The sequence below is a fragment of the Streptomyces sirii genome (genome assembly GCF_045690365.1).
GTDB lineage: Bacteria > Actinomycetota > Actinomycetes > Streptomycetales > Streptomycetaceae > Streptomyces > Streptomyces sirii.
The window spans coordinates 5,011,040-5,029,795 of sequence record NZ_CP147982.1; the positions used below are offsets into that span (position 1 = coordinate 5,011,040).

At 71.3% G+C, this 18,756-nt stretch carries 17 protein-coding genes; 11 read left to right on the plus strand and 6 right to left on the minus strand.

The window, feature by feature from the left end; translation table 11 throughout:
* The first annotated feature begins 134 nt into the window (after positions 1–134).
* On the plus strand, positions 135–1,694 hold the full coding sequence (locus tag WAB15_RS22580) for a helix-turn-helix domain-containing protein (protein WP_407287357.1): 1,560 nt from the start codon (positions 135–137) through the stop codon (positions 1,692–1,694).
* Positions 1,695–1,741: 47 nt separating this feature from the next.
* Here WAB15_RS22580 and WAB15_RS22585 read toward each other — a convergent pair whose 3' ends face one another.
* From WAB15_RS22585 to WAB15_RS22605, 5 genes are all read right to left on the minus strand, one after another.
* Positions 1,742–4,306, minus strand: a complete 2,565-nt coding sequence (locus WAB15_RS22585; protein WP_407287358.1) for an ABC transporter permease — start codon at positions 4,304–4,306, stop codon at positions 1,742–1,744.
* A 51-nt stretch (positions 4,307–4,357) separates the two neighbouring features.
* Complete coding sequence (locus WAB15_RS22590; protein WP_399151043.1) at positions 4,358–5,125, minus strand: ABC transporter ATP-binding protein; 768 nt, start codon at positions 5,123–5,125, stop codon at positions 4,358–4,360.
* Between the two features lie 148 nt (positions 5,126–5,273).
* Positions 5,274–6,572 (minus strand): sensor histidine kinase, encoded by a 1,299-nt coding sequence (locus tag WAB15_RS22595; RefSeq protein ID WP_407287359.1) that lies wholly within the window; start codon positions 6,570–6,572, stop codon positions 5,274–5,276.
* A gap of 5 nt (positions 6,573–6,577) precedes the next feature.
* Positions 6,578–7,318, minus strand: coding sequence for a two-component system response regulator CseB (cseB, locus tag WAB15_RS22600; RefSeq protein WP_407287360.1), 741 nt, complete (start codon positions 7,316–7,318; stop codon positions 6,578–6,580).
* 195 nt (positions 7,319–7,513) lie between these two features.
* Positions 7,514–8,035 carry a YcxB family protein gene (locus tag WAB15_RS22605; protein WP_407287361.1) on the minus strand — a complete coding sequence of 174 codons (522 nt, stop codon included), beginning with the start codon at positions 8,033–8,035 and terminating at the stop codon, positions 7,514–7,516.
* Positions 8,036–8,915: 880 nt separating this feature from the next.
* On the opposite strand from WAB15_RS22605, the gene WAB15_RS22610 reads away from it, so the two are divergent.
* The 10 genes from WAB15_RS22610 to WAB15_RS22655 are packed head-to-tail and all read left to right on the plus strand — an operon-like array spanning position 8,916 to position 16,637.
* Positions 8,916–9,824: a diiron oxygenase gene (locus tag WAB15_RS22610; RefSeq protein ID WP_407287362.1), complete on the plus strand. Its 909-nt coding sequence runs from the start codon at positions 8,916–8,918 to the stop codon at positions 9,822–9,824.
* 20 nt (positions 9,825–9,844) lie between these two features.
* On the plus strand, positions 9,845–10,708 hold the full coding sequence (locus WAB15_RS22615; RefSeq protein WP_399151029.1) for a hypothetical protein: 864 nt from the start codon (positions 9,845–9,847) through the stop codon (positions 10,706–10,708).
* Entirely contained in the window at positions 10,698–10,940 is a 243-nt protein-coding gene (locus WAB15_RS22620) for an acyl carrier protein (RefSeq protein WP_399151028.1), read from the plus strand. The genes WAB15_RS22615 and WAB15_RS22620 overlap by 11 nt, the downstream gene beginning before the upstream one ends.
* A complete protein-coding gene (locus WAB15_RS22625) occupies positions 10,937–11,584 on the plus strand; it encodes a maleylpyruvate isomerase family mycothiol-dependent enzyme (RefSeq protein ID WP_399151027.1) in 648 nt (215 codons plus the stop codon). Before WAB15_RS22620 ends, WAB15_RS22625 begins: the two co-directional genes overlap by 4 nt.
* Before the next feature lie 37 nt (positions 11,585–11,621).
* Positions 11,622–12,041 (plus strand): MaoC/PaaZ C-terminal domain-containing protein, encoded by a 420-nt coding sequence (locus WAB15_RS22630; RefSeq protein ID WP_399151026.1) that lies wholly within the window; start codon positions 11,622–11,624, stop codon positions 12,039–12,041.
* Between the two features lie 42 nt (positions 12,042–12,083).
* Positions 12,084–12,941 carry a class I SAM-dependent methyltransferase gene (locus WAB15_RS22635; RefSeq protein WP_399151025.1) on the plus strand — a complete coding sequence of 286 codons (858 nt, stop codon included), beginning with the start codon at positions 12,084–12,086 and terminating at the stop codon, positions 12,939–12,941.
* Positions 12,938–13,708: a PIG-L deacetylase family protein gene (locus tag WAB15_RS22640; protein WP_407287363.1), complete on the plus strand. Its 771-nt coding sequence runs from the start codon at positions 12,938–12,940 to the stop codon at positions 13,706–13,708. Before WAB15_RS22635 ends, WAB15_RS22640 begins: the two co-directional genes overlap by 4 nt.
* Positions 13,709–13,719: 11 nt before the next feature.
* On the plus strand, positions 13,720–14,682 hold the full coding sequence (locus WAB15_RS22645; RefSeq protein ID WP_407287364.1) for an EamA family transporter: 963 nt from the start codon (positions 13,720–13,722) through the stop codon (positions 14,680–14,682).
* Positions 14,683–14,687: 5 nt separating this feature from the next.
* Positions 14,688–15,131 (plus strand): PPC domain-containing DNA-binding protein, encoded by a 444-nt coding sequence (locus WAB15_RS22650; protein WP_407289270.1) that lies wholly within the window; start codon positions 14,688–14,690, stop codon positions 15,129–15,131.
* Positions 15,132–15,161: 30 nt separating this feature from the next.
* Positions 15,162–16,637: an FAD/NAD(P)-binding protein gene (locus WAB15_RS22655; RefSeq protein ID WP_407287365.1), complete on the plus strand. Its 1,476-nt coding sequence runs from the start codon at positions 15,162–15,164 to the stop codon at positions 16,635–16,637.
* Positions 16,638–16,910: 273 nt separating this feature from the next.
* Here WAB15_RS22655 and WAB15_RS22660 read toward each other — a convergent pair whose 3' ends face one another.
* Positions 16,911–18,191 carry a protein kinase domain-containing protein gene (locus WAB15_RS22660; protein ID WP_407287366.1) on the minus strand — a complete coding sequence of 427 codons (1,281 nt, stop codon included), beginning with the start codon at positions 18,189–18,191 and terminating at the stop codon, positions 16,911–16,913.
* Positions 18,192–18,756: the final 565 nt, after the last annotated feature.

Consider the following 18,756-nt stretch of genomic DNA (forward strand, 5'->3'; position numbering starts at 1 on the left):
CTGGAGGACCAACCAAGAGGGATTCCGACCGGAACACCTCGCATTTACGATGCTGGAACTTGCACTCGCCTTGCGAATGTGAGGAGCCGTGACCGCAGCCCGGCAGGCGAACCCGCACCAAGGAGCCACCACCCATGCACGTCGACGACCTCCTCCGGCACACCTCCCTCGACCTGAAACTGCTGTGGGGCGACGGCCCCGTGCTCGCCCGGGAGATCAGCGGAGTCACCGCCACCGACCTGGAGGACGCGACGCGCTTCCTGCGGGCCGGCGAGGTCGTGCTCAGCGGACTCGTCTGGTGGAGCCCGGACGAGGGTCAGGCGAAGGTCGACCGGTTCGTCGCGGCCCTCGCCACCGCCGGCGCCGCCGCCCTGCTCGCCGGTGAGGAGACCCACGGCACCATCCCCGACGCGCTCGTCGACGCCTGCCGCTCCCACGGGATCGCGCTGGTCGCGGTGCCCGTGCACACCAACTTCCGCGCCATCATCGACGCCGTCTACCTCCGGCAGTGGGGCGACCTGAGCCGGCGCCCCTCCGACCACCACGTACTCCCCGAGAACGTCCGCATCGAACTGAGCCGCCTGCTCGAAGAGGGCGCGGACGCCGCCACCCTGCTCGACCGCGCCCTCGCCCACCTCGGCGCCCCGGCCTGCCATCTGCTGACCGCGACCGGCCGCACCGTCGCCCGCACCCCCGCCGCCCCACGGCTCTCCCCGGCCCAGGCCATCCGGCAGCTCACCCGTCCCTCCGGCTTCAGCCTGCGCATCGAGACGGACGCCACCGCATACGACAGCTGGCACCTGTATCTGCACCATCCCGACGAGGCCCCGCCCCGCCTGCTGCACGAGATAGCCGACGTCCTCGCCCAGCACCAGGAACGGCGCCTCGGCGAGGAGACCGAGGCCCGGCACCACGCGGCCGAACTCCTCGCCCTCCTCGACGAGGCCTCCCCCGCACCGAGCGCCCCGGCGCTGCGCACCGCCCTACGGGCCTGCGGCCTGCCCGAGGAGGGCCCGTACCAGGTGATCGCCGCCGCGGTCGGCCCGCAGACCACCCCGGCGTCCGGCCCCTCGGCGTCGGCCGCCCTCACCGAAGCGGTCCACCACCTCCCCGGCCCCCCGCCCTTCGCCGCCGGCGCCCTCCCGGACGGCACGGCGGCGGCGGCGGTGGTCCACCTCGCCGAGCGGACCGCGGACCCGCAAGGGCCACAGGGCGTCCCACTGAACGACATCTGGCCCCTGCTGACCGCCCGCACCCCGCGCACCCCCCTGCACGGCGGCCTCGGCGCGACGGTGCGGACGGCGGAGCTCCTCGCGAGCGGCCTGACCCAGGCCCGCTACGCCCTCACCGCCGCCCGCACCACCGCACCCCGACGCAGCCGGCTGTCCGGCACGCACGACATGACCACGCTCGCCACCCTGCTCGCCGGCGTCCCCCACTCCGTACGCACCGCCTTCACCGCACGCACCCTCGCCCCCCTGACCGACGAGACCGACGCCACCCGGCGCGCACTCCTGCACACCCTGGAGACCTACCTCGCGCACAACGGCTCCTGGGCCCGCACCGCCGAGGCCCTGCACCTGCACGTGAACACCGTGCACTACCGCATCCAGCGCATCGAGTCGCTCACCGGCCGCGACCTGTCCCGCCTGGACCACAAGCTCGATCTGTACGCGGCGCTGCAATGCCGGTGAGCCGGTGGGGGTTTCACGCTTCGGAGCCCGCCGCGAAGAGCCGGCCGTCAGATCTCCGCCACGGCCTCCAGAGGGCCGAGGGCGGCCGCCCGGCGGGCCGGGACGGTGGCCGCGAGCGCGCCGATCGTGAGGGAGGTCAGGACGACGAGGAGCAGCGTTCCCCACGGCAGTGCGAGGGAGTAGTGCTCCATCGCGCCGTTGGCCAGTGCGCCCACCGCCCAGGCCCCGAACAGGCCGCCCGCCAGGCCCAGTAGCGTGCCGAAGGCGGCGACGGTCACCGCCTCCAGGCGGATCATCCGGCGGACGCCGGCGCGGTCCATGCCGATGGCGCGCAGTACGCCGATCTCGCGGGTGCGTTCCGCGACCGACATGGCCAGGGTGTTGACGATGCCGAGCGAGGCGATCACGACGCCGATGGCCAGCAGCCCGTACATCAGGGTCAGCAGGTTGCCCAGGACGCCGGCGGACTCGTGGACGAGTGCCTCCCGGTCCTGCACCGTCAGCAGCGGGCTGTTGCCCACGGCGGCGCGCAGCCGGTCCGCGGTGGTCTTCGACACCGCGCCGTCGTCGGTGCGGACGAGGATGCGCTGGACGGAGCCGGGCTGGAAGCTGCTGCGCTGCACCTCGCCGCGGGCGCCCAGTGCGTCGTGGGCGACGGGGTTGTCCTTGTAGACGCCCACGACCGTGTACTGCTTGAGGTCCTGGCTCTGGCCCATGCGGGCGTTGAGCTTGCCGCCGGTGCGCACGCCGTGTTCGCGGGCGGTGGTGCCGGAGACGGCGATCCGGCCCGGACCGAGGTCCTTTACGGAGCCGCTGACGAAGTCGAGCTTCATGACGGCGGGCACGGCGTCGGGGTCGACGCCGGAGATCTGCCGGACGTTGCCGCCGAGGAACAGGGTGGAGTCGGTGACGGCGGCCGCGGTCCGCACCCCGGAGGTGTCGGCGACCCGTCGTACCGCGGCCGGGTCGATGCCGGTCGTGGCGGTGCGGGTGCTGATGACGTAGTCGGCGCCGAGGCCGGCGGCGGCCTGACGGTCGAGAGCCTGCCCGGTGGAGTCGCCGATGACGGCGAGTCCGGTGACCAGGGCCGTACTGATCATCAAGGTGGCGGCGGTGGCCGCGGTGCGCCGCGGGTCGCGCAGCGCGTTCTCCCGTGCGAGGTGACCGGTGATCCCGAAGCGGCCGGTCAGGCGGCCGGTCAGCCGGATCACGGGGGCGGCGAGCAGCGGCGCCAGCATGATCATGGCGATGACGAGGACGGCGCAGCCGAACATCGCGCTCTGGAGGTTCTCCACCGAGGCGTCCTTCGCCCCCGTCAGCGACACCAGCAGCCCGGCGCCGAGGACGAGGAGCACCAGCCCCACCGCGCCGCGGATCCGGGAGCGGGTGGCCGAGGGCGGCTGCTCGGCCGAGCGCATCGCCTCGACGGGCGCGACCTTCGCCGCCCTGCGGGACGGCAGCCACGCGGCGAGCACGGTGACCCCCACGCCCACGCCGAGCGCCGCCACGACGGGGCGCGGGCCGATCACCAGGGGGCCGTTGGGCAGCGGGTCCTCGGCGCCGCCCAGGACGTCGGGCAGTACGGAGGCGATGCCCAGGCCGAGCAGGAAGCCGGCCGCCGACGCGGCGAGGCCGAGCAGCAGCGCCTCCAGCAGGACGGAGCGGACCACCTGGCGGCGTTCGGCGCCGATCGCCCGCAGGAGCGCGATCTCCCGGGTGCGCCGTGAGACGAGCATGGTGAAGGTGTTGACGACCAGGAACGAGCCGATGAACAGCGAGATCCCGGCGAAGACCATCGGCAGCTTCTCGTAGCCCCGGGTCAGGGTGTCGACGTAGGTGGCCTGCTGGGCGGCCTGGGCGGCGCCGCTGGTGGCCTCGGCCCGGTCGGCCGGGAGTCGGGCGGTGACCCGGTCGGCGAGTTCGACCTGGTCGGTGCCGGGTGCGGCGGACAGATCGATCCCGGTGTAGTGGCCGGGGGACGCGAACAGCCGCTGGGCGGTGGCCTTGTCGAACAGGGCGAGGGTGCCGCCGGTCGTCACCCGGGTGTCCTTGGCGGTGACGATGCCGACGAGCCGTTTGGTCATGACCGGGCCGTCGGTGGCCAGCGTGATCGTGTCGCCGATGCCGAACCGGCCGGCGGCGGCGGTGCCGCTGTCCACGGCGATCTCCCCGCCGTTCTGCGGGGCGCGGCCCTTGAGCAGCGGAAAGCGGGTGTCCTTGCCGTCCTTGCCCGGTACGTAGGCGGCGGCCGGGTTCGCCCACGCCTTGCCGGCCCGCAGCGGAGTGCCGTCCGCCGCGTTCAGGGTGGCCGAGCCGTCGGCCGACGGGTGCACGGCGGCGACACCGGGTACGGCGGCCAGTCTCCGCGCGAGCGCGTCGTCGAGCACGCTGCCGCGCCGGTCCGCGTCGGCTCCCGGAGCAGGGGCCTTCGCGGTCACGGTGACCGCGATGTCCGCGAAGTTCCGCGACGCGGCGGCGCGGTAGGCCGCGGCGGAGGAGTCCGCGAAGACGAGGGTGCCGCAGACGAACGCGACACCCAGGCAGACCGCGAGGACGGTCATGGCCAGACGGGCCTTGTGCGCGAGGACGTTGCGCAGGGCTGTTCTCAGCATGGGCGGCTTTCGGAACGTCGGGGTGGAGGGAGGTGCCGGGGTGACGGTGGATCAGCTGGTGCGGGTGCGGGTGTCGAAGGTCTTCATGACGTCCAGGACCCGGTCCGGGGTGGGGCGGGCCATCTCGTCGACCAGGCGGCCGTCGACGAGGAAGACCACGCGGTCGGCGTATCCGGCGGCGACGGGGTCGTGGGTGACCATGACCACGGTCTGGCCGAGCTCGCGCACCGAGTCGCGCAGGAAGCCGAGGACCTCGCCCCCGGCGCGGGAGTCGAGGTTGCCGGTGGGCTCGTCGCCGAAGACGATCGCGGGCCGGGAGGCCAGGGCGCGGGCCACGGCGACGCGCTGCTGCTGGCCGCCGGACAGCTGCGCCGGCCGGTGGTCGAGGCGCTGGGAGAGGCCGACCATGGCCACCACGCGGTCCAGCCACTGCTGGTCGGCACGGCGTCCGGCGATGGTCAGCGGCAGCGTGATGTTCTCCAGCGCGGTCAGCGTCGGCAGCAGGTTGAACGCCTGGAAGATGAAGCCGATCCGGTCGCGGCGCAGCCGGGTGAGCTGCCGGTCGTCGAGCGTGCCCAGTTCGGTGGTGCCGATGCGGACGGAGCCGGAGTCGAACGCGTCGAGCCCGGCGGCGCAGTGCATCAGGGTGGACTTGCCGGAGCCGGAGGGGCCCATGATCGCGGTGAACTCGCCCTCGCGGAAGGTGATACCGACCCGGTCCAGGGCGACGACCCGGGTGTCGCCGCTGCCGTAGGCCTTCGACAGGTCGGTGGTGGCGGCCGCGATCCCCGTTGGCGGGTTCTGCGCGAGCGTGTCCAGGGGGGCGGCGGTCACGGGGACTCCTCTTCGGGTGCGGTCTTCGGGGGCGGAAGGTGCACTTCGAAGGGTGTCCGGCGTACGTATCAGGACCTCGGCCGTCGTGTATCGGCGGCCGCTCCGCTTCGTACCGGTTCTGTAGGCCGGGCGCTCAGTGCGGCAGGCGCAGGAGGGCGACGGCGCCGCCGTCCGGGGCGTTGTCCAGGCGCAGCTCGGCACCCAGGAGTCGGGCCTGGCCCAGGGCGATGGTCAGGCCGAGGCCGTGGCCCGTGCCGCGCTCCGCGGCGCCCGTGTGGAAACGGCGCGGGCCCTCGCGCAGCAGGTCCGCGGGGAAGCCTGGGCCGTGGTCGCGTACGACGACGGTAGGGCCGTCGACGGTGACCTGTACCGGGGTGTCCCCGTGCCGGTGGGCGTTGACGACGAGGTTGCCGACGATCCGTTCGAGGCGGCGCGGGTCGGTCTCCACGGTGTCCACGGGGTGCGCGCCCTCCAGGCCCTCCACGTCCTCCGCGTCCGCTCCGCGCGGTGCGCCGACGACGGTGACCTCGGTGTCGAGGCCGGTGCGCAGCACGGCCTCGCGGACCACCGCCCCGAGCGGGACACGGGCGCGGACCGGCTGTTCGGCGCCGGCGTCGAGCCGGGAGATCTCCAGCAGGTCCTCGACCAGGCCGCGCAGGTCGCGCACCCGGGCCCGCAGCAGATCCTCCGTCTCACCGGGCGGCAGCAGGTCGGCGGCGGCCAGCAGACCGCCGACGGGAGTGCGGAGCTCGTGGGCCACGTCCGCGGTGAACTGGCGCTCGGTACGCAGCCGTCGGCCGAGACTGTCGGCCATGAGGTCGACGGTGGCGGCGATGTCGGCCACCTCGTCGCGGCCCTTGGTCGGTCCGGTCCGGGCGTCGAGGTCCCCGGCGCAGATCCGCCCCGCGGTCTCGGAGACCCGCCGCAGCCGGCGGCCGAGCAGCCCGGCCCCGTAGACCGCCACGGGCACCGCCGCCGCGATCGCGACCAGCGAGGCCATCGCCATGACCACGTCGAGCCGGCGCAGCGTGTGCAGCTCCGGGCTCATGTTGACCTGTACCGCCAGCACCCGGCTGCCCGGGCCGTCGACCCGCTGGGCGGCCCAGGCGCTCGGGCCCACGTTCCCCTCGACGCGCCCGTCGTAGGCCGTATGCCGTTCGCCGTCGGCCGGGTGCCGCAGCGCGGTGGGCAGCTCGGCCGGATCCAGCTCGGCTCCGTCCGCGAGGGTCTCGGTGCGCCGGTAGGTGTCCATGGCCGAGTACAGCCTGTTGAACGCCTGGGCTTCGGCGCGGCTGCGGATGTCCTGCGCGGTCCACAGGTGCACCAGCACGCCCACCGCCACCGCGACCAGGCACGCCGTGGCCGCGGCCAGCGCGGCGATCTTCCAGCGCAGCGACACCCGGGACTTCGGCAGCCGCTGGAACGGGCGCACCGGCCTCAGCGCCTGAGCTTGTAGCCGAAGCCGCGGACCGTCTCGATCCGGTCCCGGCCCAGCTTCCGGCGCAGCCGCTGCACGCACAGGTCCACGACCCGGCTGTCGCCGTCCCAGCCGTACTCCCAGACGTTGCGCAGCAGCGTGTGCCGCTCCAGCACGATGCCCGGGTGGGCGGCGAACTCCAGCAGCAGCTTCAGTTCGGTCGGGGTCAGCGCCACCGGACGTCCGGCGACGAACACCTCCATGCCGCCGGTGTCGACGGTCAGCTCCCCGAAGACCAGCGACCGCCCCTCGGACGGCGACGGCCCGTCGCCCGCGGTCCGCCCGGGTTCCGGGGCGGGCGCATAGGTCGCCCGCCGCAGCAGCGAGCGGATGCGGGCCACGAGCACGTAGGTGTCCACGGGCTTGACCACATAGTCGTCCGCCCCGGCCTCCAGACCGGCGACGACATCGAGCCCGTCGCCGCGAGCGGACATCATCAAAACGGGCACCAGGCTGGTCTCCCGGACCCTGCGGCACAGGCCGATGCCGTCCAGACCGGGCAGCATCACGTCCAGAATCAGCAGGTCGAAGCTCTCGTCGCGAAAGCGCTCGAGCCCCGCCAGCCCGTCGGCCGCGGCCGCCATCTGATAGCCGTAGCGCTCCAGAGCGACGGTGAAGGACCGGCGCATCAGCTCGTCGTCCTCCACCAGCAGCACGCGGACGGGCCGCGCGGAGGCCGGCGCCGGGGCGGACGAGGACACGGGCGGATCACTCCTGTTCAGACGGTCGTGGGGCACGGGCCCCGTATGCACGAAGGCACGACCGGTGGCCTGAGAGGAACGATAGGCCAGGCACCGGACACGGCAACCGCGTCGCGCCACGGACCACCGGGGGACGGCGCATTCGATGGGCAACCAAGCGCTCGCTGATACCCGCCCGATACAAAACCCCCGGGCTCAGACGCGCGGCAGCCGGCGGCCCACGAGGTCCCGCAGCCGCTGTGCGTCCTGTGCGGAGTGCAGCCCGCGCTTGGGGAGCACCTCCACGAGCAGGATGTTCGGGTCGCGGCTGAGGAGCACCAGGTGGTCGCGGGTCTCGCGGTAGCCGCGGAAGACCGACCAGCGCTGTGCGAGCGTCACATGTGCGGTCTCGGTGGTGATGCCCGCCTCGGTCACGGACGTGCGGTACTCGCCCTGCCAGGAGACCGTGCGCAGCGCGTGGTGGGCCTGGAGGTGCGGGATCGACCAGATCAGGGCGGCGCAGAAGGTGGCGGACACGAACGACACGGCGGTGCCATTCGGCGCGGTCACGGCCAGCACGGCGGCGGCCCCGAACAGCGTCGTGAAGCCCCATCGGACCAGGTGGAGGCGCCGGCGGCGCTCACGTACCCGGACACCCGCGAGGAAGTCGGCGCGCGCCGGCCGGTAGACCAGCTCGACCGTGTCCATTCTTCCGTCCTGCCCCGTGTCCACGCTCATGAGACGGGAGCGTACTGGCCTACGGAAGACGGTGGAGTCCCCGGTGCGACGGCACCGTACCGGGGACTCCGCCGGGTGCCCCGACGCGTACAGGTCGAAGGGGCTCTCCTGGGCGTTCTCGGCGGTGTTCCCTCGCCGGTGGCAGGCAAGGGGCTCGGGAGCCGGGGCAATTCCGGGAGCGGAGATGACACCTCGACGCCATCGGCCCGCAACTTGTGAAATGCGTCTGACCTGGCGGGCGGTCGCATAAAAACCCGTGGGTCGGTTATTCATATACCAGTGACGCCTGCCGTCAGCATTGTGATAAGGCGCCAGGCCGCTCGCGCAGCCGGGGGCGCATCCCGCTGGGAGTCCCAGTAGTCGCTCCAGACCTCAGCTCTTTAGGGGTGGGGAAGCGGCCAGAGTATTGATCGCGTCAAAGCGTGACACCAACGGCCCGCCGCTGACGAGCAGTTGAGGAGCGCGTCGACCGTCAGGATCCGCCCTGACCTCGGGTTTTGTTCTCCTTCAGGGTCGGCCGAAAAACGTCCAGCGGGGTCAAACTCACGTTTGAAGGCACCTTGATCACTTAATGTAGCCGCAATGTTCCTGCAACAAACGGGGAATTGGCTGCTCAGGCCTCTACCAGGGGCGACACACGGTGAAATTGGAGACATGAACTCCGCTTAGTGCCGCGCAGAATGACGCTGGCTTGCGGCTGTATCGGTCGCCTAACATCGTGAATGTCTGCCAGCCCGCCAGTGACCGCGGCGGATAAGCGGACCCCGTAACTCCATACAGCGGACGCCGCGAAGTTCATGGAATGTGCGGCGACGCGACAAGCAGTGCCCGAACATCCCTCCTCTTGCCCACCTCCAGTCATTTACCGACAGGGAGAAGCATGTCCGCAGTAGCCAGCAAAGCGCCGCAAGTCCCGGAGCAGTCGGCTCGGTTCGCTGAGATCCTCAAGCGGCTCATCGACAAGTCGGTGGACGGCTACTACAACCCGTACCGCGAGTTCGACTGGCCTGATTCGCTGCCCCAGCAGATGTCGTGGATGAGCCACGACCTGGTGTCCACCTACGGCACCGAGGCCGCCAAGGAGCTGACGACCGAGGAGGCCCAGCGGCTGTCGCGCTGGGAGAGCATCAACTTCTACAGCCTCAACGTCGAGGGAATCCGCGAGCTGCTGATCGAGGTCATCAAGCGGATCCACACGACCGGCTTCGAATTGCCGTCGGACTTTTTCCACCACTTCATCGGCGAAGAGAACGAACACATGTGGTTCTTCGCCGAGTTCTGCCTCCGGTACGGCGACAAGATCTACAGCGGGCCGAAACTCAACTCCATTCCGCATGACAACGCGCAGGTGGAGAACTTCCTGGTGTTCTCCAGGATCCTCCTCTTCGAGGAGATCGTCGACTTCTACAACATGCGCATGGCCGGCGACGACTCCCTGCACGAGACCATCCGCAAGGTCAACCGGGTGCACCACGAGGACGAGTCCCGGCACATCGCGTTCGGCCGCGAGCTGGTCTCGATGCTCTACTCCGAGATGGCCGGCACCATGACCGACCAGCAGCGCCTGGAGATCGAGCAGTACCTCAAGCGGTACATCGTCTTCAGCCTCCGCTCCTTCTACAACCCGCAGGTCTACCGGGACGCCGGGATCGCCAAGCCACTGGAGTTCCGCGAGCGGGTGGTCTCCGACCCGGCCCGCCGCGAGCTGGAGCGCAAGGTGGTGCGCAAGCCGATGTCGTTCATGCTCAAGTCGGGGATCTTCGCCGACGACCTGCTGCCGGACATCTGATCCGGACGAAGGAGGTCGGAATGGAAGCGAACGGTCTCGCCTACCTGCCCGCCGGCGAAGCCCGGCTCCTGCGGCATCTCGACGACATGTTCGAGCGCTGGGGCATCGGGGTCGGCGCCGAACCGGTCATCGGAGCGCCGCTGCTGCCCGTGGCCAAGCTGGCGAAGCTCGACTACTACCAGAACTTCCCGCACCAGGCGCTGGTGGTCAACGCGCTGGACCTGGAGCGCCGCCCGCAGGGCCAGGACGCCTGTGCCATCGAGGCGTTCCCGCCGGAGCAACTGCAGAGCGCGGAGATCGCCCTGCCGTCGGCCACCTGCTACGCGGTCTACCTGGGGATGGAGGGGACGAGCCTGCCGGGCAACACCCTGATCACCCTGGTCGGCCGCTGCTTCCGCCGCGAGGAGCGGTACACCGGGCTGCGCCGCCTGCTCGGCTTCCACATGCGGGAGATCGTGGCCCTGGGCGAGCAGGAGTTCGTCGAGGAGCACATCGACCGCTTCTCGTCGCGCATCCTGCAGTTCGCCGAGGCGCTGGACCTGCCGCTGCGCAAGGAGGCGGCGACCGACCCGTTCTTCGACGGCGAGGGCCCGCGCGCCCTGCTCCAGCGCATCGCGCCGGTCAAGTACGAGTTCCTGGCCGGGGATCTGGCCATCGCGTCGGTGAACAAGCACCGCAACTTCTTCGGCGAGCGCTGCGACATCCAACTGGCCGACAGCGGACGGCCGGTGTTCACCAGCTGCGTCGCGTTCGGTCTGGAGCGCTGGCTCGCCGTGCTGCACGACCGCTACGGCGACTGGGCGGCGGCCGACGAGGCCGTCGCGAAGGCAGACCAGGCACTGGCATCAGCCGCACCTACCGAAGGGACGTCCCATGCAGTCTGAACAGGCACAGCTCAAGCAGTGGATCCTGGCCCGCCACCCGGAGATATCCGACATCGACGCGGACCTCGACATCCTGGAGAACCGGCTCATCGACTCCCTCGCCTTCGTCGAGTTCATGCTCCTGGTCTCCCGGCTCAGCGGCGAGGAGATCGACATGGAGACGCTGGACATCGACGACTTCCGCACCCTGCGGCGGATCGAGGGGCGGTACTTCCGGGCGGGAGTGGCGTGACCGCACCGGCCGTCGAGACCGTCCCCGAGCGGTTGCTGCGCGCCGAGCGCGAGACCCTGGTGCCCGCGCTGCGCGACCTGCCGTCCGGCATGCTCGAACGGGTCACGGCGTGCCCGGCGTGGACGGTGCGCGACGTGGTGGCGCACTGTGCGGCGGCGCTGGTGGGGCTCACCGCCGGCGCGGCGTACAAGGCGAGCCACGACCAGAACCAACGGGACGTCGAGGAGCGCCGGGACTGGCCGTTCGCCGACGTGCTGGAGGAGTTCGAGCGCGGTCTGACGGTGGCCGGCCCCGCGATCCGCGCGGCCGGCGGCACCAAGGATCTGGCGGCCCTGGGCACCTGGATCCACGGCGGCGACGTCCGGGAAGCGCTGGAGATGTCCGACGCGTACCGGAGCGCGGGGGTGCCACAGGCGCTGGAGGCGCTCGCCGGATGCGCCCGGGTGGTCGCCACTCCGCAGGTGCACGTCACGCTCGACGACCGGGAACTGGTCCTCGGCTCACCGGCCGACGACCGGGAGCCGGCGCGGCTGCACACCGATGTCCCCACCCTCTTCCGGCTCTACACCGGCCGTCCGGCCGACCCGGAACGGTACCGGCTGGCCGGAGCCCGGCCGGAGGAACTCATCAGCGCGGAATGGTAGGTCGGTTCGGCAAATGCTCTACCTAGAAGATTTTCACGTGGGTGACGTGTTCGAGCTGGGCAAGGTCGAGGTCACCGAGGAGGAGATCCTCAGCTTCGGCCGCGCCTACGACCCGCAGGTCTTCCACACCGACCCGGAGAAGGCCCGGGACTCCTCCTTCGGCGGCCTGGTGGCCAGCGGCTGGCTGACGGCCTCGCTGTTCATGCGGCGCTACGTCGAGGAGATCCTCAACCGGTCCGCCGGAGAGGGCTCGCCCGGAGTGGACGAGCTGCGCTTCCTCCAACCGGTGCGGGCCGGGGACGTGCTGCAGGCCCGGCTCACGGTACTGGGGCTCGCCCCGGTGCTCGGTCGCCGCGGCTCCGGCATCGTCCGCCCCCGGTGCGAACTGCTGGACCCCCAGGGGTCCGCGGTCTTCAGCATGGTCCTGCACAGCATCTTCCGGCGCCGGGATGTCTGACCACACCCGGGCCCACTTTCGACAGACGGGGAGCAGTGACACATGGAATCGGTGAATCAGGTCATGGAGCCGGTGTCCAAGACCGCCCAGTGGACCGCCGCCGCCCGCGCGGTGGAGTCCGAGCGGCCGGACCACATCTTCGACGACCCCTACGCGCGGCTGGTCGCCGGTGAGACCGGCTTCGAACTGCTCGAACGCTACGCCGGTTCCGCGGTCGTCCCGTTCGTGCTGGTGCGCACCCGCTACATGGACGACGCCATCGTTCGCACCGTCCAGGAGCGCGGCATCCGACAGGTGGTGCTGGTGGCCGCCGGAATGGACATGCGGGCCGTCCGGCTGACCTGGCCCGAGGGCGTCACCCTCTTCCAGCTGGACCGGCCGGCGCTGCTGGAGACCAAGGCGGCGCTGCTGGCCGAGAACCCGCCGCGGCAGGGGACGGGAGCCGTCAGCCAGAGCCACTCGGTTCCGGTCGACCTGGCCTCCGGATGGCAGGACGAGCTGCACGCCGCGGGCTTCGACCCCGGGCAGCCGACCCTGTGGGTGGCCGAGGGGCTGTTCTTCTTCCTGCCCGAGGACGTGGTGCGCGACCTGCTGGGTTCGCTGCGCGAGCTGTCCGCGCCGGGATCCGTGCTGATCGGCGACATGACCAGCCGGGCCACCCTCCACAACCCGCTCGCCAAGGGCTTCATGCGGGTGCTGATGGAGGACGGCAACCCCTGGCTGTTCGGCACCGACGAGCCGGAGGAGTTCCTGGAGTCCTGCGGCTGGGTGACCGAGCAACTGCTCCAGCCCGGTGAGGAGGGCGCCGACTTCGACCGCTGGCCGCACCCGGTGCCGCCGCGCTCGATGCCCAACGTGCCGCGGTCCTTCCTGTTCACCGCCGGGGTGAAGCCCGCGTGACGTACGCCGGATCCGCCGAGCCTCCGTTCGGCCACGTGGACCGGGTGCTGGCGATCGCCGCGCACCCGGACGACGTGGACTTCAAGGCCGGCGGCACCATCGCGCAGTGGACCGCGGCGGGCACCGAGGTGACCTATCTGGTGCTGACCGACGGGGCGGCCGGGGGCGAGGACCCGGCCGTCCCCCGCGCCGAACTGGCCGCCGTCCGGGAGGCGGAGCAGCGGGCCGCCGCCGACGCCGTCGGGGCCAAGGAGGTCGTCTTCCTCGGCCTGCCCGACGGGGAGCTGACGGCCGACCTGGAGCTGCGGCGGGAGATCACCCGAGTGATCCGGCGGGTCCGGCCGCAGCGGGCGCTGATCCAGAGTCCCGAGATCAACTGGGACTTCCTGCCGGACGTCCATCCCGACCACCGCGCCGCGGGAGAGGCCGCGCTGGCGGCGCTCTACCCGGACGCCCGCAACCCGCGCGCCTACCCGGAACTGCTGCTGGCCGAGGGGCTGCGGCCGTGCGTCGTCCCGGAGATCTGGGTGATGACCTCACCGCGCCCCGACACCTGGGTCGACATCACCGACGTGTTCGACCGCAAGCTGGCCGCACTGCGCGCCCACACGTCGCAGACCGCCCACCGTGCGAACCTGGCGGACGACATACGTTCCAGGTTGCGTGGGCAGGCCGCGGCGGGCGGCCTGGCGGACGGCCGAATGGCCGAGGCCTTCCAGGTGATACGTACCGAACCGGCTGCCCAGCCTGTCGAGCGCACCCGTTGAAGGAGGGTTCCTTGCCGATTTCGAAGTTTCTGGGCGGCGTCCTGGTGATGGTGATCTGGGGGGTCAACTTCGCCATCATCGACATCGGACTACGGTCGTTCGACCCCTATCTGCTGGCCTCACTGCGGTTCCTGCTGGCGGCCCTGCCCGCGGTGTTCTTCTTCAAGCGCCCCCAAGTGCCGTGGCGCTACATCGCGTTATACGGGCTCTTCTTCGGCATCGGGCAGTTCGGGCTGCTCTTCGCCGGGATGCACTTCGGGTTCTCCGCCGGGCTCGCCTCGGTGGTGATGCAGCTCCAGGCGTTCTGGACCATCGGGCTGGCGGCGGCGATGCTGCGCGAGCGGGTCGTCCCGCGTCAGCTGACCGGCGTGGTGGTGGCGGCCGTCGGCATCGCCTTGATCATCGGGATCACCGACGGGTCGGTCACCGCCGTCGGCGCGGTGCTGGTGATCGGCGCGTCGCTGTCGTGGGCGATGGCCAACATCGTCATCAAGAAGGCGCACCCGACCGACGCGCTGTCGTTCACGGTGTGGGCGAGCCTGATCCCGCCGATCCCGATGTTCCTGCTCTCGCTGGGCGTGAACGGCTGGGGCTCGATCACCCACTCCTTCGCGCACATGGGCTGGGTGGGCCTCGGTTCGCTGGCCTACATGGTGTACCCGACGATCCTCTTCGGCTTCACCCTGTGGGGTCATCTGCTGCGCAACTACAAGACCTCGCACGTCGCCCCGTTGTCGCTGCTCGTGCCGGTCTTCGGGATGGCCTCCTCGATGCTGCTCCTCGGCGAGCCGCTGGGCGGGCTGAAGGCCGGTGCGATCGTGCTGGTCATCCTGGGGCTGGTCATCAACCAGTTCGACCTGGTAGGCCGGTTGAAGAAGCGCTGGCAGGCCGCGCCGGCCGCGCCCGCGCCGCCCGAAGTCACCGACGGCGACCCGGCCGCCAGCACCAGCACCAGTACCACGAAAGCGAGTTGACCCAGATGCACAGCCGCCTGCTGACCGATGACGGGCCCCGGATGTTCGCCGTCGTCTTCGACCAGGACGAGGACGTGCTGCCCGTACTGGAGAAGTTCGCCACCGAAAACTCGGTGGCCGGGGCCTCGTTCACCGGGATCGGCGCCTTCCGCGACGCCGGGCTCTCGCTCTTCGACCCGGAGAGCAGGACGCACGTTCCGATCCCGGTCACCGAGCACACCGAGGTGCTCGGCCTGACCGGCAACATCGCGCTCAAGGACGGCCGGCCCTCCGTCCACATGCACGCGGTGCTCGGCCGCCGGGACGGCTCGACCGTCGGCGGACACGTCCAACGGGCCACGGTGCGACCGACGCTGGAGGTCATGGTCACCGAGTTCCCGAGCCCGCTGACCAGGCGCCTGGACGAGGCGCGCGGGCTGCCCGTCATCGATCTGGAAGCGGACCGCTAGACAACGGCGGCGGCCGGAGGGGGATGCACGATGCGTGTGGCGGTGATCGGTGGTGGAGCGGCGGCGGTCAGCCTGCTGGACAGCCTGCTGCGCCGTTTCGAGGGCGAGGAGATGCGCTGTGACCTCACCGTGTACGAGGGATCGGCCAATCTGGCCACCGGCCGCGCCTACCGCCCCGACCTGGACTGTGCCCTGGTCAACAGGGAGGCCGGGTACATGTCGGTGCGGTGCGCCGAGCGGGACCACTTCCTGCGCTGGCTGCACCGCGAACCGCGGTACCGGGGCACCCCCTACGCGTCGCAGCCGGTGGACTCCTACGTTCCCCGGCGGGTCTACGGCGAGTACCTGACGTCCCATCTGGAGTCCGGCCGCGCCGAGGCCGAGCGGCGCGGCTGGACGGTGGGGGTGGTACCGGAGTTCGCCGTCGAGGCGAAGGCGACCGCTGCCGACGTGATGATCCGCAGCGCCGGCGGCGTCAGCCACTTCGACCGGGTGGTGCTGTGTCTGGGGACCGGCGAGCCCACCGACCCCTACGGGCTGACCGGCACCCCCGGCTTCCACCCGGACCCCTATCCGCTGCGCTCGGTCCTGCCCGAGATAGCCGCCGACGCCCATGTCCTGGTGCTGGGCACCGGCCTGTCCGGGGTGGACGTCGCCCTCGGACTGCTGCGTTCCGGACACCGCGGGCCGATCACCATGACCTCCCGGCACGGACTGCTGCCGGGGGTACGCGCCACTCAGAGCCCGTTCCAGCTGCGCCATACGACGCCGGAGGCGGTGCGGCGCCGGGTGGGGCCCGACGGGGCCCTGCGGATACGGGACGCCTGGCGGCTGCTGCGCGACGAGCTGATCGCCGCCGGCGTGGACCTGCGCGCGCTCGCCGCGGACCGCCCCGCGGCCGAGCGGCTGCGCGAGGACCTCTCCCAGCTGGACTACAACGCCTGCCATGCGGCGGTGGCGGCGATGATGCACCAGGCGCGCGAACCCATCTGGTGCGCCATGCCGGACGCCGACCGGCGCCTGTTCCTGAGCCGCTTCCACCCGTTCGGCAAACCGCTCTACAACCCGATGCCGCCGCCCACCGCCAGGGCGTTGCTGGACGCCATGGACAGCGGCCAGTTGACGGTACGGTCCCGAACGGCCGGCGTCACCGCGCGCGCCGGCGGCGGGTTCACCCTGGAGGACGGCGGCGGACGGCTGACCGGGGTGGCCACGGTGGTCGACGCCACCCGCTCCGGCCTCGCCGGCACCGGTACCCGCGCGGAGCCCTTCGTCGACTCGCTCACCGGTTCCGGCCTCGCCGTCCGCAACCCCCTCGGCGGCATGCGCATCGACGTCGCCACCAACGCTCTGCGCGCCACCCTCCCCGAAGACGTCCCCCGCTTCTTCGCCCTGGGCGACATCACCTCCGGGGACCTCTTCTACGCCGGCAGCATGTACATGATCAACGCCCGCGCCGAGGTGATCACCGGCACCCTCGCCCGTACCGCGAACAGCGGGCGGTAGCGGGGCGAACGACGCCGCCCCTCGGGGCGGCGCGTGAGCTACGCCACGGCTCCGTCCCGCCGCCGGTGGGGCGGAGCTGCGGCGTCCCCTCGAAGGGCGTGAATCCGGAACGCCGGTCACGCAGTTCGTCACGCACGAAGCGCGGTTGACCGGCAGGTTTGCCCTTGCTGGTCATGCTCGTCCTTCTGGCCGGTGCACATTCGCCTCCCAACCGGTGGGGCGACAGGAGCCAGGCGATGCGGACCGTGTGAGGATCCGGGCTCCGGGCCTCTGTCAGTGCTTGTGTTTGCCGGCCTTCTTGGGGCCTGGTTCGACTTCGGGGGCCTTCTCTGGCTTCTGCTCGGCAGGCTGTGCCGGAGGTGGGGAAGCAGTCTCGTATGACGTCGAGGGGGGCAGCGTGGCGGGGCTCGTGCTCGTGGAGGGGTTGGTCTGCGGCCTCTGCGCTGAGCCGGTGCCGGGTGAGAACCACACCATGCCCACCACCAATGCCAGGGTGAAGAGGCCGGCGCCGCCCAGCACAGCCACCAGGCGGGAACGGCGGAGGAACGGCAGGTGTGCGCGGCGGGTCGCGGCCCGGTGCACGCTCGTCTGCCACGTGGGGTCCGCCACCGGGGCCGAGGCAGGGTCGGAGTGGGCGGTGGGAGCGGAGAGGGAGCTTGCAGGGGCGGCGGCTCTTGAGCCGGTGGTGTGCGGCTGGTCCGGGCGGCCGTGATGCTGGTGTTCGCTCGGCAGCGGCTCCCGCGCACCGCGCCAGGCTCCGCGCCCGAACCAGTCCGCCACCTCCTCGGCCGTGGGGCGGCTCTCGGGCTCCTTGGCCAGCAGACCGAGCAGATAGCTCTCGAAGGCGGGCGGTAGATCGGCGCCGAGTTGCCGGGGTGGGACGGGGGCGACATCGAGGTGCTGATGAAGCACCGCGAGCGCACTGTCCGCCTGGAACGGCGGTCGGCCGGTGAGGAGTTGGTAGAGCACGCAGCCCAGGGAGTACACGTCGGACGCCGGGCCGGCGGTGCGGCCCAGGGCCCGCTCGGGCGCGAGGTAAAGGCTGGTGCCGACGATCTGACCGGTGGCGGTGAGCGCGGCACCGGGGTCGTCGAGGAAGCGGGCGATGCCGAAGTCGCCGATCTTCAGGGTGTCGTCGGCGCCCAGCAGGAGGTTGGCCGGCTTGATGTCCCGGTGCACGATGCCCTGTCGGTGCGCGGCGGCCAGCCCAAGGGCGGCCTGTGCGGCGATATGGGCCACGTGCTCGGCGGGCAGCGGTCCGGAGGCGGTGAGCCGGTCGGCGAGGCTGTCCCCATCGACGAGCTCCATCACCAGGAACAGACGGCCTTCGTGCTCGCCGAAGTCGAGAACGGCGACCACATGCGGGTGGCTGAGGCGTCCGGCGGTCTGCGCCTCCAGCCGGAAGCGGGAGGGCGCGGTGGGGTCGGAGTCGTGGGGGAGCAGGAGTTTCACGGCAACCGGTCTGCCGAGCGTCTCGTCGAAGGCCCGCCAGACCTCCCCCATCGCGCCCCGCCCGATGGTGTCTCGCAGCCGGTATCGGCCCGCTATCAGCACTTGTTCTTCATCCTCATGCCCAAAGACGTCTTGACCGCCGTAAGCCATGACTCACCGTGGGGCGCGGATCAAGGTGCGGGGTGCCGCAGCGGCCTCAGCGTACCGGCCCTGCAACCTTGTCTTTCCGGGCGGCGTAGAGCCCGGCTCCTACGGGCAGTGCCGCCGGAGAACGAGGATGCGCGCATGGTGAGCGGATGAGTCGTGACGGCTTTGAGGTGCTCTGTTCGCAAGAGCGCTGGATTGGTGACCCTCTCTCGCCACCCGTGACATTCCAGGGGCGCAGCGCGCTGGAAGGAGTGACCCGATGATGAGGGTCGAGGCGCTCGCTCTCCTACGGAGGTACGCGGGCGCCGACCGCAGGAGCGGGCTGGTTCCCCCCGTGCCGGCCCGCTCCTGCGCGTGTACGGCAGCCCGGGCGTCCCACGTGGCAATGCCCCGCGCGCTGCCGCCATCAGTTGACGGCTTGCCCGGCATTCACGTCGGCGACGAGTGACTGTCAGTTCTACATCCGAAAAATCATCGCGCTAAGGCGTTCTTCGGTGCAGCGGGCCCGCAGAAAGTGGAT